This window comes from Niameybacter massiliensis, from assembly GCF_001282685.1.
Classification (GTDB): Bacteria; Bacillota; Clostridia; order Lachnospirales; family Cellulosilyticaceae; genus Holtiella; species Holtiella tumoricola.
This window is the reverse complement of the sequence record NZ_LN875035.1, coordinates 2,966,485-2,979,788: the sequence shown is the minus strand read 5'-3', so window position 1 is coordinate 2,979,788 and position 13,304 is coordinate 2,966,485. Positions and strand designations below refer to the sequence as shown.

Below are 13,304 nucleotides of genomic sequence, written 5' to 3'. Positions count from 1 at the left end.
GTGTAAAAATGAATAAAGTTGTAGAAGAGCTTAAATACCTAAAATATACGCTTTTTCACCCATTCGATGCTTTTTATGAAATTAAATGGCGTGGAAAAGGTAACATATGGCTTGCAACAGTTTTAATTTTAGCATATGGAATAGCAATGATTTTAAATAATCAATATACAGGATTTGTAGTTAATAGTTTCCCAGCGTATAAAATCAATAGTATTGCTACTTTTGTTTTAACAGTAGCACCATTACTTCTATTTATTGTAAGTAACTGGAGTGTATCTACTTTGTGTAATGGTAAAGGAAAAATCAAAGATCTTTACATGGTTATAGGATATGCGATTTGCCCAATGCTTTTATTCCAAGTAGCTACAATTGCAATCAGTAACATTATTATTTTAGAGGAAGCAAGTTTACTCTTTGCTTTTAATGCAGTAGGAATGTTATGGTTCTATTATTTAGTATTCTGTGGTGTTACAACTGTACATGAATATACAGCTAAAGAGAGTGTAATTACATTAATTACTACAGCAGTTGCTGCAATCGTTATTATTTTCATTAGTGTACTTTACTTCTCTTTAATGGAACAAGTTATTAGTTTTATATCAACATTAGGACAAGAATTTATTAGAAGGTGGTGAGAGAATGAATAAAAAGATACGTAATATTATTCTAGGGGTAGCAGTAGTAGTTTTAGTAGCAGGAACAGTTAAGGTCATTCCTCACCTAACACTTAAAGCAGCACAAGTTGCAAGTGTTGAACGAGAAGGGATAAAAGAGGTTAAAGGATCTATAGATATTAAAAAAGGCGAACTCTTAGTTGCAGAATCTGCAACTAAAGAGCTTCACTTAGATACTGATACACTTGATATTAGAGTAGCAGATAAAGTAAGTGGCAGAGAGTGGACAAGTAAAGTTGCAGCACCAAGTAATAACAAGGATAAATCGATTTTAACGATCTCTTATTTAAGTGGAGATAATAAAAAGAACGAATGGGACGCTTTTGTAGACGTCATTGAACCAGGTAATTATAGTATTGACCGAATTGAAGATGGGGTAAAACTTACTTTATACTTCGAAACTTCAACTAAAAAGCCTGATCAGTTATTACCAAGTTATATTGAAAGTGAATATCTTAACTCAAGATTTTATGATGAAATAGAGAAGAAGGCCAAAGAAGGGGCTATCACTGATAAACAAGCTGCAAACTACAAAAACATTTTAAAGAAAGTCTATATGAAAGACTTAACAAAAGGTGGATTTAAAATTGTTGATGCCAAAGCTTTACCACCAAGTGCTGTAAAACAACTTAATGAAATGGTACAAATCATTGGTTATACAGAAGAAATGGTAAAAGCAGATAATGAGGCTGCTGGTTTAGATATTGAAATTCCACAAATTGCAAGCTTTAAAATTGTAGTAGATGTTACACTTGATGGAGAAGACTTAGTTATTAATGTACCAACTTCTGAGTGTACAAGTGGAAATGATTATTTCGAATTACAAAACATTGAAGCTTATGCTACTTTTGGACACGCATCTTCAGAAGATGTTAAAGATGGATATATCATGGTTCCTGATGGAGCTGGGGCATTATTTGAATTAAATTCTTACAATGCAGCATACCCACAATATTCAAGACCAGTTTATGATAATACATACTATGATCAAATGTATCAAATGCCAACATTCAAAGAAGACATTCATATGCCAGTATTTGGTATGACTTATGGCAAAGATGAAAATGCTACGCATGGATTTATGGGGATTATTGAATCAGGAGCAGAACTCGCAACAGTTAATGTACGTCTGGGGACGAACGATATCTCTACAGGAGGAAGTGTAAACAACAAGGTTTATCCATCTGTAGATGTAATGCAATATTCAAGGGTTAAGCTGATGGGACCATATAGTGATAACGATAGTAGATACTTAGCATCTACAGGCAAAATTGATATGGACTATACAGTACGTTATAAACTTTTCAACGACTCAGTAACCTATTTTGATATGGCAAATACCTATAAAGAATATTTAACTGAGAAACATGGTTTAACACAAAATTATGTAACTGAGCCAAAAATGTATATAGATATGCTTGGCGCACTTACTATTCCAGCACGTATTGCTGGGGTACCATATGATAAAACCATTTCAATGACTACTTATGAACAAGCGCAAGCGATAGTGGAAGAGCTTAGCGATATGAATCTTGTTCTTAACTATGAAGGTGCGTTCTTTGGTGGAGAGAAAACAGGTCTTCAATCAAAAGCAAGCCTTGTAAAAGAAAATGGTAGTAAAAAAGAATTTGACGCATTAGTGCAAGCAGTAGAAGCTAGTAATGATCAAATTTTCTTTGGAACAGACTTAATGACAATCAAAGATACAAGTTATCCATTTAGTGCAAAAGTGCATGGTCTTTATAACTATGATAGTAAACCAGTAGCAATTTATGATTACGATTACACAACAGGTAAATATTCACCAGAATTTGAACCTACTTATCGTATGCATCCAAAATTCTTTGGAGATATTGTTAATCGTTTTGTAAAAGGTACAGAAGGAATTAATAACATTTCAGTTGGTGATGTACCAAATACTTATTATGCAAATTATAAAGAAGAAGAGATCTTAACACCTGTACAAGCAAATGTGATGATTGAAAATGGATTAGCTCAGTTAAGTGAGAATAAGGTATTAGCCTTTAACAATCCAAACATGAATACATTACCTTACTGTGATTATGCAGTAAATATCTCAAGAGAGAGCAGTAACTATGGAACAATGTATTCAAGTATTCCATTTAGACAACTTGTAATGAATGGATTAGTAGAGTATACAACGCTTAATGTGAATATGTCTAAAGAAAGTAAAGATTATTACTTATTACAAGCTTTAGAAGTAGGTAGTTATCCTAAATTTACAATAAGTGCAACAAACCAAGATGTATTAAAAGATTCACAATATAGAGAGTATTTAAGTGTAGATTACAACACACTTAAACCAGAGATGGAAGCACTTTATAGTGAATACAGTGAAGCATTTAATACAATTGGTACAAGAGAAATTAAAAATCATAGAATGCTTGAAGCAGGTGCCTTTGAAACAGAGTATGCAAATGGTACAAAAGTGCTTGTAAACTACAATCCATATCCAGTACAAGTTGAAGGACGTACAATTGATGCAGTAGGGTATGAGATTATTAAATAATTGAGGGAGGATATAAAATGAGAGCACTAAAATATTCAACAAAGAGAAAAATACACGGCTTTATTTTTATCTTGCCTTGGATAATCGGGTTTATTACATTCTTTGCAATACCTATTATTAACACAACAGTTTATTCTTTTAACCATGTATCTGTAGGGGAAGCTGGAGGGATGAATTTAGCATTCTCAGGTATACAGAACTATATAGATCTATTTAAAACAGAAGTAACAACAGAGAATACTCAAGTACTTAGACTACTTGTTGAAGAAAATCAAAAGATGTTAATCAATGTACCACTTACAGTAATCTTCTCCTTGTTCTTAGCATTAATTATTAATGCTAAGTTCCCAGGAAGAGCTATTGTACGTATCATTTTCTTCTTACCAATTATTCTTGGATTAGATGTTGTAGTAAGCATGATGAGTATTGATACAGGTATGATGACACAAGCAGCAACAACAGCAGTATTTGCTGAAACGTCTTTTGCGGAGTCTATACTGCAGTTTACTGGATTACCTCCAGAAGTTGTAGCCTTTATTCAAAGTACGATAACAGGTATTTTTACACTGATTACAAAATCAGGGGTACAAACTTTAATCTTCTTAGCGGGTCTTCAATCTATCAGCCCTGCTCTTTATGAAGTAGCAAAAATTGAAGGTGCAACGACATACGAAACATTCTGGAAGGTTACAATTCCTTCAACAGCAAACATTACATTTTTCGTAGCAATCTACACACTTGTTGAGCTATTCTTAAGCTCACCAGTAACAAAAGAAATTCATAACTTTGCTTTTATTAAGAGTAAAATTGGTGTAGGTTCTGCACTTTCTATTATCTTTATTGTTAATGCAATTGTATTACTTGTATTTATTAGCTGGTTCTTGAAGAAGGTGGTGAAACTAGATTATGGCAAATAAAGTAGTTAGTAACGACAGATTTGTGAAAGCGAGAGAATTAAAAAGTGCAAAGATCCCATGGGATGGCTATCGTATTAAAAAAGAAGCTATGGGTATTGGGTACAAACTTTGCTTTTACTCACTTATACTAGGATTATGTTTTGTAATCCTTTATCCTATGTTAAAACTTTTCCCACTAGTTTTTGGAGAAATGGCTGACTTAGGTAACCCTGACGTTATCTGGATTCCAAAAGAGTTCTCTCTTCTTAGTTTTAAGGCAGCCTTCAAGATTGCCTTAGGTGGAAGCTTTATGGGGCTTATCATTTCACTTCTTTACGCATTAAGTATGGCTGTAATTCAAGTATTTATGAGTGCAATGGCAGGGTACTCACTTGCTAGAATTGATTTCAAAGGTAGAAATATTATATTTGCTTTAGTAGTACTTACATTCTTAGTACCACCACAAGCATTATTAATTTCTCAATACCTTCACTTCAAACAATTTGATATCTTTGGCTTAATTACACTTATGAATGGTTCGACAATAGACCTTATTAATAAACCATTTGTACTTTATATATTAGCCTTTTTAGGATTTGGGGTAAAACAAGGGCTCTTCATCTTCATTTTTAGACAGTTCTTTATTACTATGCCAAATGAGTTTGAAGAAGCAGCTGTAATTGATGGTTGTGGTTTCTATCGTACATACTTTAAAATTATGTTCCCTAACGCAATGCCTCCAATTATGACAGTTGGTGTTCTTTCATTCGTATGGAACTATGGGGATGTTTACTATACGAACTACTTCCATCCAGATGGACCATATTTAAGTGTTGTACTACAACGTCTATTCGGTGCAGAGCAAAGAGATAGAATTAACTCTATTCTTTTCGATCAGTTCAATGTATTCTTAACAAGCCAGCTTACATTTGATGCAACAAAGCAAGCGGCATTAATCATTTTCTTAATTCCGCTACTGATTGTATACTTCATCGTACAAAGAAACTTAGTAGAAAGTTTAGAGCGTTCAGGTATCGTTGGATAATAAGATACTAAGCAGCAGATAAAAAAATGCCACAGACAATATAAGTCTGTGGCTTTTTTTAGTAAAAAATAGCTTGTCAGACACTATATGAAAGTGGTATGATTTCATAAACAGACCTCTTAGTTTAGAAGTTGTTATTTAGGGGCATAGCAGTCATTTACTTCTAATAAAAGAAGATAGAGTATGATAGATGATAGTTATGGATCAAGCGTGGGATATATAATACGAGATATATGTGTAAAAATATAAGAATATGAAAATAAGGAGGAAAATATGGCTACAATTAAAGAAATAGCTGATAAAGCTGGAGTATCCATTACAACAGTCTCGAGAGTACTAAATTATGATGAGACACTTAATGTTTCAGAAGCAACAAAACAAAAAGTATTTGAAACAGCAGAGGAATTAAACTATACAACTTTACGTGTAAGAAAAAGTAAAAGTAACAAGTATACAATAGGTATTTTAAATTGGTATACACAAGAGCAAGAACTAAATGATCCTTACTACTTAGCTATTCGTTTAGCAGCGGAAAAGCGTTGTCAAGAAAGAGGGTATGCATATAAGACTATCGATAGTATTCAAAATATTAGAGAATACAAAGATGTAGATGGTATTATAGGAATTGGTAAGTTTGGAGAAGATGAAATTGGTAAGTTAGAAGCTATTAGTAAAAATATTGTTATTGTTGACTATATTGAAGCTTATAATAAATATGATTGTGTGACAACAGATTATGAACATGGGACAATAGCAGCTCTTGGACATTTACAATCATTAGGGCATACACATATTGCATACATTGGTGGAGAAGAGGTTATCAACAATGGTACTAAAAAGATTGAAGATCCTCGTGAAAAAGCCTATATACAATATATGTTTACAAATTTAGAATATCATCCAGAGTGGGTATATAAGGGTAACTTTAGCTTACAAGATGGATACAAGCTTATGAAGGGCTTACTTGAAAAGGATGAAAGACCAACAGCTTGCTTTGTAGCAAGTGATACAATGGCTATAGGTGCTTACCGTGCTATTAATGAAAAAGGTCTTAATATACCAGATGATATTAGTATTGTAGGTTTCAATGATATTCAAACAGCTCAATTTTTAAGTCCTGCACTTACAACAGTTAAGATTTATCCAGATGCAATGGGAGAAACAGGTATTCAGATTCTTATTGATGAGATTGAAAAGGGAAGTAGCATCAGTAAGAAAATTATCGTTTCTAACAAACTCGTTATAAGAGAAAGTACAAAAAAAATAAGCAAATAACTTATAAAGTAAATAATCTATAAAGTAAGAATGCCCCTAAAACATTAAGTAAATGTTTTAGGGGCATTCTTTTTGATTATCTAACAGTAAATTTATACTCTGTAGTAGAGTGTAATACTTCACCTACTTTTAAAAGGCTATATTCTTTGAAACTTTCGTTATGGCCAATAGGTGGCTTTTGTGTTTCGAAGCAAATAGCACGGCGAGGAGAAGCAAGTGTATCATTATCTAGCATGTATGGATCTGCAAAGTTCATTGTATAAAGAACAAGAGCAGGCTCAGTTGTAGAAACTATCATTTGTCTTCCAGATACTTCATCGTAGAGACTAGCACACGCAGAAGTATTAGGTGTAAGAAGCCAAGGATGGTCGTAACCTCTTTGTGGATTCATAAATGGATCCTCAATATGTACGCCGATGGCACGAGGTGCATTGAAATCAAAAGTAGTATGTTCTTTTACATCTAATACAGTACCAGTAGGAATATTATCATTATCTAATTCTAGAACTTGGTTACTACTAACTTGTAGGATTTGTGGTGCAATATTTTGCTTCATATATCCTGATAAGTTGAAGTAAGAATGATTAGTAAGATTGACAACCGTATCTTTATCAGTTGTAGCACAGTAAGAAATTTCTAAAGCATTTTCGTTTGTAAGGGTATAAGTAAATTTTACATTTAAATTACCTGGATAACCTTCTTCCATATCAGCACTAGTATAAGAGAAGTGTACCCCTACTTTATTTTCTGCTTCGAATGTTTCAATATCCCAAAGTTTTTTGTGGAAACCTTCCTTACCACCATGAAGTGTATGGATGCCTTGAGTTGGTGTTAAAGGATAAACTTGCCCATCAATAGTCACTTGACCTTTGTGGATGCGACCAGCTGTACGTCCAATAACAGTACCAAAGAAAGAAGGATTTTCTAGATAATCTTCTAAGCTTTTGTAAGCAAGTATAATATTTTCAAATACACCATTACGGTCAGGTGCTGTAAGCTTTGTAATAGCACCACCAAAGTTTAAACATTCTAATTCCATACCTAAATCATTGGTAAGGTTGATCTTCTGTACTGAAAGTGTGCCTAGTTTAATCGTTTCTACATTAATTTTCATATATGCCCTCCAGCCTTTTATTATAATCCTTTAGAAGTTCTAACACTTGGAAGATAGTTTTTAGCAGTACGTTCTACAAAGATTCGCGTATTAAATGTATTAAGTGGAAGATTATTGAAGCATACAGATGTCTCACCGTCGAGCACTTCAGGTGAAGTTACAACAGGTGTAGTCGCATCTAAATCGGTGTAAAGGTTGATCACATCACCTTTATCTACATTACGGATAACAACTTGGTTATCTGTAGTGCATTCAATTTCAGAAGGTTGAACTTTTCTTGATTGATATGGATAACCTTCTTCAAAGAGTTCAAATGCATAGATTCTTGTATGTCCGCCACCATTGATGCTAATTTGAGCTGGCTCAATGATTTGTAAACGAATATATCTAGCATCTACAGGTGTAAAGAGCATTCTGTTAATAATATCTTCAGTATTATCTTTAACTTCATCAACTACAGTATAATTTTCTCCGTCTGTACTTGCAAGAATTTGTAAAGCTTTTGTATTCCAAATACGTGTTTCACCAGCTTCAGGGTGACCACAGTTAATGATACGATATTGTTTAATGTTTTTAACTTCTTGTAGGTCAAGAGTTAAGTATGGTCTGTAATCACGAGAACACCATTTACCACTTCTAATTGTGCCATCAATTACTTTTTCTGGTTCTTGATCTTTTTGTACTTCACCAGAAGCACAAGCAGTTACACCACAAGATGCAAGTGCAATGTTATTCATATCATAATTAAGTGTGATTGGAGCAGTCTCAATACCAGCAAGGATAGCAGATTTCTTTAATGTTTCTGTTAAAAATGGTTTGATACGAAGTGTACCAACATCTACAGTAAAGTATCTTTCGGCACCATCTTTGAGGCGGAGTACTTTACAATCTTCCATTGCTTCAAGTTGTTTAAGTGCAGCTTCATTTCTTGCTTCCATTGTTTTAATATCATGAGCTTGTAATGCAAGAAGTGCTTCCATAGTGTTTTGACCAGCTTGTCCCATAAGGCGAGTAGCGTCTAAGAAAGGACGAAGCTCTGCAACAAGTGCACTATTTGTACATTTAGCATCAATCGTATCAATGGCTTTTTCCATTTTAGCAAATTCAGTAAGAAGTGCTTTGCTAGTTTGGGTTAAATCTGTACCGTTTTCTAAATGAGTAGCAAGGGCTTCAATATCAGATGCTAAGTACCATGACTCATCAAATAAGAATGTGCCACTTACACCACCGTCTTCTTTTACATAAGAACAGTTAGAAGCGAAGATTTGAAGTTCGTTAGCAACTTCAGGTGCAATAGCCTTGAATGAATGTACAAAGCTTGCTTCACAGTCATAGCTTGCTGTATTCCAGTTGTGGTCAGCAATACAGAAAAGAGCTTGTTTAGAAGCTTGAGCTTGGTTCATAGGGTTTGAGAAGAAACCGTTAATGTTGTCTACATCAGGATTAAGGTTTTCAATTTTACCCATAAGCATTTTTGCATCACAGTAGTCATTAACTGGATAGTTCCACCATACAGATAAGTTCTTATCAGAGTTAATCGTACGTTTTGGTGCATCAAATTGTTCTTTAGACACATTAGACATTGTAGCAGAGCCAGTCCACATAATTTCAACATCATCATGAAGAAGTTCAACAAAAGGTTTGAAGTATTTCTCCATAGAAGGTCCCCAAGCTTCACAATATCTAGTACCTACAGTAAGAAGTGGACGCACATCTCCTTTTGGCTTAATAAATTCACTATCTACACGGTTGATGTAACGTGCTTGTTGAGCCCCGTCTGGATAGCCACCGATGTCATCAAATAAAATACCAAATTGGCGAACGCCAAGATCATAAAGCTGTTCTAACTTTGCAATGGTTGATTTGAAATCTGCTTCAGAGTCTAAATCTATAGAATCACCAGGGTGGATAGTCCATACAAAGTTTACGTTATTCTCATGTCCAACTAAAGCAAGTTCTGCAATTTCTTTTGCTTTATCAGCTGGATAGAGTTCTCTCCAGTGACTTCTATGATATGGATCATCTTTTGGAGCATAAATGTATGTATTAAGCTTTTGTTCTCCCCCAAATACCATTAAGTCTTTACGATCTTCATGGCTCCATGGGAATCCATAGAAACCTTCAATATAACCTCTGTAAAGGATTTGAGGATAATCAGTCATTGATAAAGATTCAATTGTATTATTGTTTAACTGGCTAAAAATTTTACTAAGTGTAATTACCCCATAATGAATACCATCAATATCGCAACCAGCAATTGTAATATCACAATATGTATCACCTGTAATAGAAAGTGTATAACCTTCTGTTTTATTAAGTTCTAAAGCAGTAGTAGAAGTTGCTTGGTCTTTTAGATAAATATGAGTTTGACCATCTACTGGTTGCTCTACAAATTCATAATTTACGCCAATAGAAGATAGTGCTTTTTCTAATGCATTAAGTGTTGCTGTTTTTGGTTTTGCTTCTGCTAAAATAGCAACATTTTTAGTGATTGTAAGTTGTTTGTTATTATAGATAACTTGTTGTGGTACAGGAAAAATAGTGTAAGTCGTACACATGATGAATACCTCTCTTAAAATTAATATGTTTAGATTGTAACTATTAATATTTTACTATATTTTTTACTATTTTTCATGTACTTTTTATAATTTAGGTATTGTCACTAGAATTTGGCCTCTGAGTTTGTAAAATCTATATGAAAAATAGTATATGAAATTAGAATTTACAATAAAAACTAGCATAGAAACTATATGAAGAAAAAGGTTTCCAAAAATAAATTATAAAAAATAAAATTCAGATAAAATTTTCAGTGGTTTTTTTAGTAAACATATGATAATATAAGGTAAAATAAAGTAAAAAAACACTAAGGAGTTGATTAAATGGATTTTGCAGAAATGAGTTCAAAGTTCCAAGAGGAATTTGGTAAAGCTGCAGACAGAAAATACTTTGCACCTGGTAGAATTAATATTATAGGTGAGCATATTGACTATAATGGAGGGCTAGTTTTCCCAAGTCCTATTACCTTAGGAACCTATGCTTTAGTAGGTAAAAGAGAAGATAAGTTAGTAAGGGCCTACTCAATAAACTTTGAAGAAATAGGGATTATTGAATTTAGCTTAGATAACTTAGAATACAATAAAGAACATAACTGGGTAAATTATTTAAAAGGTGTGGCAAAAGCACTTATTGAAGAAGATTATGCGTTACAACATGGATTTGACATTGTTGTATATGGCAATATACCAAATGGCTCAGGTCTATCTTCTTCAGCATCACTTGAAATGCTTTCTGTTACAATTTTTAAAGATTTATTTGAATTACCAATTACACCAGTTGAAGCTGCATTATTAGGTAAAAAAGTTGAAAATCAATACATAGGCGTAAATAGTGGAATCATGGATCAATTTGCCATTGCTTTAGGAAAAAAAGATCATGTGATTTTATTAGATTGTAATACATTAGAATACTCTTATCATCCATTACAATTAGAAAAACATAGCATTGTTATTATGAATACTAATAAACGTAGAGAATTAGCTGATTCTAAATATAATGAAAGACGTAGTGAATGTGAAAGTGCTTTAGAAAAACTTCAAACAGTATGCACGGCAAATAACCTTTGTGAGATTACTTTAGAAGAATTAGAAGCCAATAAAGAACTTTTAACAGAAGTTGAATACCGTAGAGTACACCATGTTATTACAGAGAATGCGCGTGTAAAACAAGCTACAACAGCTTTAGCTGAAGGTGACTTAGTTCAATTAGGCCGATTACTTAATAGTTCTCATACTTCACTTTGTAAAGATTATGAAGTAACAGGTATTGAATTAGATACATTAGCTGAAGCTGCTTGGCAAGCAGAAGGTGTACTTGGAGCACGTATGACAGGTGCTGGTTTTGGTGGATGTGGTATCGCACTTGTAGAAAATGAAAGCGTAGATAACTTTATTGAACAAGTAGGCAAAAAGTATAAAGAAGTTATTGGATATGAAGCTTCTTTCTTTGTAGCGAATATAGGAGATGGACCAATTAGAGTGGATTAATTCCTAGGAGGCGTGTAAAGATGGAAAAGAATTTAACTAAGAAGTTATGTGGGTTTATCGATAGACTTATAGAACTTAATATAGAGAATCATCTTATTGAAGAAATGGATGCAATCTACATTAGAAATAGAGTGTTAGCACTTTTTAAAGAAGACTATTATGAGGTTTCAGAAAAAGTAGAAACCAATCAATATGAAACTTTAGATGCACTTTTAGAGATTGCACTTGAAAAAGAACTTATTGAAGAACATATGGCGGCTAAGGATCAATTCGTTAGCCACCTTATGGATCTATTTTTAGATAAACCATCAGGCGTTAATAGAAAGTTCTTTGAACTTTATAAAAATGATGTAAAAGCTGCAACAGATTATTTCTATGAACTTAGCCAACTTTCTACTTATATCAAGGTGAGACAGTTAGCGAAGAACAAACAATTTAATGTGGATTCTCCATATGGAGAAATTCAAATTACAATTAACTTATCAAAACCAGAAAAAGATCCTAAGCAAATTGCACTAGAAAGATTAGCTCCAAGTAGTAATTACCCAACATGTCTTTTATGTCAAGAAAATGAAGGATATGAAGGTACAATCAAACACCCAGATCGAGCAAATCATCGTATGATTCGTTTAGAATTAAATAATAAAAAATGGCTTATGCAGTATTCACCATACTTATATTACAATGAGCATTGTATTATATTATCTGATACGCATACACCAATGCAAATTACAGCAAGCACTTTCAATAATTTATTAGACTTTACAACACAGTTTCCACACTATTTCATAGGTTCTAATGCAGATTTACCTATTGTTGGAGGATCTATTCTTTCACATGAACATTACCAAGGTGGACGTCATACATTCCCTATGGATGAAGCAACAACACTCTTTGAGTTCACTTTACCTAAATACAAAAGTATTCAAGGGAAAGTTGTAAACTGGCCTCTTTCAACGATTGAGCTAGTAGGTGAGTCAACAGAAGAATTAGCGAAATGTAGCGATGAAATCTTAAAGCTTTGGAGAGCATATAGTGATCCAATATGTGATATTTTAGCCTATACAGAAGATACACCACATAATACGATTACACCAATTTGTAAGCGTGAAGGCAGTAAGTATGTGATGCGATTAGTACTTCGTAATAATCGTACAACAGATGAACATCCGCTAGGAATATTCCATCCACATCAAGATGTACAACATATTAAGAAAGAAAATATTGGACTGATTGAAGTAATGGGACTCGCTATTTTACCAGGTAGACTTCTAACTGAATTAGAAGAAGTGAAGAAGTATGTACGTGGAGAAGTAGCTGACGTAGCAGAAAATCATATGCTTTGGGCAGATGGATTAAAAGCTACTTATAATGAAGCAATGGATATAGAACAGTATATTAAGCAAGCACTTGGAGATAAATTCGTAAGAGTACTTGAAGATGCTGGTGTTTATAAATTAAATGAAGAAGGTATAGCTGGATTCAAACGCTTTATTGAAACCTTTGGAAGTTTAGCAGAATAGGGTTAAGTAAGGGCATGATTATATTTAGTGTACTTAAGCGTGTTGGCTAGGTGGATTCTCCTTCACCTGCTACACTTCGCTTTCAGAGAAATGTAGCTCATTCAAAAATAATAACGGTGTGAACTCACTTCGTTCAGACAGCACACCTAAAACCGTTATTTTTTCATTTCGCACATTTCTTCTCTGAAAGCTACGTAGGCAGGT

General features: G+C 33.5%; 9 protein-coding genes. 7 read left to right on the top strand and 2 right to left on the bottom strand.

Features of this window, described 5'->3' with window-relative positions:
• Nucleotides 1-8: 8 nt before the first annotated feature.
• The 5 genes from BN2390_RS19530 (at nt 9) to BN2390_RS19510 (ending at nt 6,420) form a co-directional block, all read left to right on the top strand.
• Nucleotides 9-635: a Yip1 family protein gene (locus BN2390_RS19530; protein WP_053985971.1), complete on the top strand. Its 627-nt coding sequence runs from the start codon at nt 9-11 to the stop codon at nt 633-635.
• Between the two features lie 4 nt (nt 636-639).
• Nucleotides 640-3,204, top strand: coding sequence for a DUF5696 domain-containing protein (locus tag BN2390_RS19525; protein ID WP_053985970.1), 2,565 nt, complete (start codon nt 640-642; stop codon nt 3,202-3,204).
• A 17-nt stretch (nt 3,205-3,221) separates the two neighbouring features.
• Nucleotides 3,222-4,121 (top strand): carbohydrate ABC transporter permease, encoded by a 900-nt coding sequence (locus BN2390_RS19520; protein ID WP_053985969.1) that lies wholly within the window; start codon nt 3,222-3,224, stop codon nt 4,119-4,121.
• The gene (locus tag BN2390_RS19515; RefSeq protein WP_053985968.1) at nt 4,111-5,145 is read left to right on the top strand and encodes a carbohydrate ABC transporter permease; all 1,035 of its coding nucleotides are present in this window, start codon (nt 4,111-4,113) and stop codon (nt 5,143-5,145) included. Before BN2390_RS19520 ends, BN2390_RS19515 begins: the two co-directional genes overlap by 11 nt.
• Before the next feature lie 273 nt (nt 5,146-5,418).
• Complete coding sequence (locus BN2390_RS19510; RefSeq protein WP_053985967.1) at nt 5,419-6,420, top strand: LacI family DNA-binding transcriptional regulator; 1,002 nt, start codon at nt 5,419-5,421, stop codon at nt 6,418-6,420.
• A 76-nt stretch (nt 6,421-6,496) separates the two neighbouring features.
• On the opposite strand, the gene BN2390_RS19505 is transcribed toward BN2390_RS19510, so the two are convergent.
• Together BN2390_RS19505 and BN2390_RS19500 are read right to left on the bottom strand one after the other, a co-directional pair.
• On the bottom strand, nt 6,497-7,534 hold the full coding sequence (locus BN2390_RS19505) for an aldose epimerase family protein (RefSeq protein WP_053985966.1): 1,038 nt from the start codon (nt 7,532-7,534) through the stop codon (nt 6,497-6,499).
• A gap of 20 nt (nt 7,535-7,554) precedes the next feature.
• The gene (locus BN2390_RS19500; RefSeq protein WP_053985965.1) at nt 7,555-10,092 is read right to left on the bottom strand and encodes a glycoside hydrolase family 84 protein; all 2,538 of its coding nucleotides are present in this window, start codon (nt 10,090-10,092) and stop codon (nt 7,555-7,557) included.
• A 321-nt stretch (nt 10,093-10,413) separates the two neighbouring features.
• Here BN2390_RS19500 and BN2390_RS19495 point away from each other — a divergent pair, with 321 nt between their 5' ends.
• Together BN2390_RS19495 and BN2390_RS19490 are read left to right on the top strand one after the other, a co-directional pair.
• The gene (locus BN2390_RS19495; protein ID WP_053985964.1) at nt 10,414-11,577 is read left to right on the top strand and encodes a galactokinase; all 1,164 of its coding nucleotides are present in this window, start codon (nt 10,414-10,416) and stop codon (nt 11,575-11,577) included.
• A 20-nt stretch (nt 11,578-11,597) separates the two neighbouring features.
• On the top strand, nt 11,598-13,100 hold the full coding sequence (locus tag BN2390_RS19490; RefSeq protein ID WP_053985963.1) for a UDP-glucose--hexose-1-phosphate uridylyltransferase: 1,503 nt from the start codon (nt 11,598-11,600) through the stop codon (nt 13,098-13,100).
• Nucleotides 13,101-13,304 lie beyond the last annotated feature (204 nt).

Bases quoted from the DNA above. Each gene is read 5' to 3' on its own strand.
- BN2390_RS19520 (WP_053985969.1), top strand. From the start codon at position 3,222: ATGAGAGCACTAAAATATTCAACAAAGAGAAAAATACACGGCTTTATT.
- BN2390_RS19510 (WP_053985967.1), top strand. From the start codon at position 5,419: ATGGCTACAATTAAAGAAATAGCTGATAAAGCTGGAGTATCCATTACA.
- BN2390_RS19500 (WP_053985965.1), bottom strand. From the start codon at position 10,092: ATGTGTACGACTTACACTATTTTTCCTGTACCACAACAAGTTATCTAT.
- BN2390_RS19530 (WP_053985971.1), top strand. From the start codon at position 9: ATGAATAAAGTTGTAGAAGAGCTTAAATACCTAAAATATACGCTTTTT.
- BN2390_RS19495 (WP_053985964.1), top strand. From the start codon at position 10,414: ATGGATTTTGCAGAAATGAGTTCAAAGTTCCAAGAGGAATTTGGTAAA.
- BN2390_RS19515 (WP_053985968.1), top strand. From the start codon at position 4,111: ATGGCAAATAAAGTAGTTAGTAACGACAGATTTGTGAAAGCGAGAGAA.
- BN2390_RS19505 (WP_053985966.1), bottom strand. From the start codon at position 7,534: ATGAAAATTAATGTAGAAACGATTAAACTAGGCACACTTTCAGTACAG.
- BN2390_RS19490 (WP_053985963.1), top strand. From the start codon at position 11,598: ATGGAAAAGAATTTAACTAAGAAGTTATGTGGGTTTATCGATAGACTT.
- BN2390_RS19525 (WP_053985970.1), top strand. From the start codon at position 640: ATGAATAAAAAGATACGTAATATTATTCTAGGGGTAGCAGTAGTAGTT.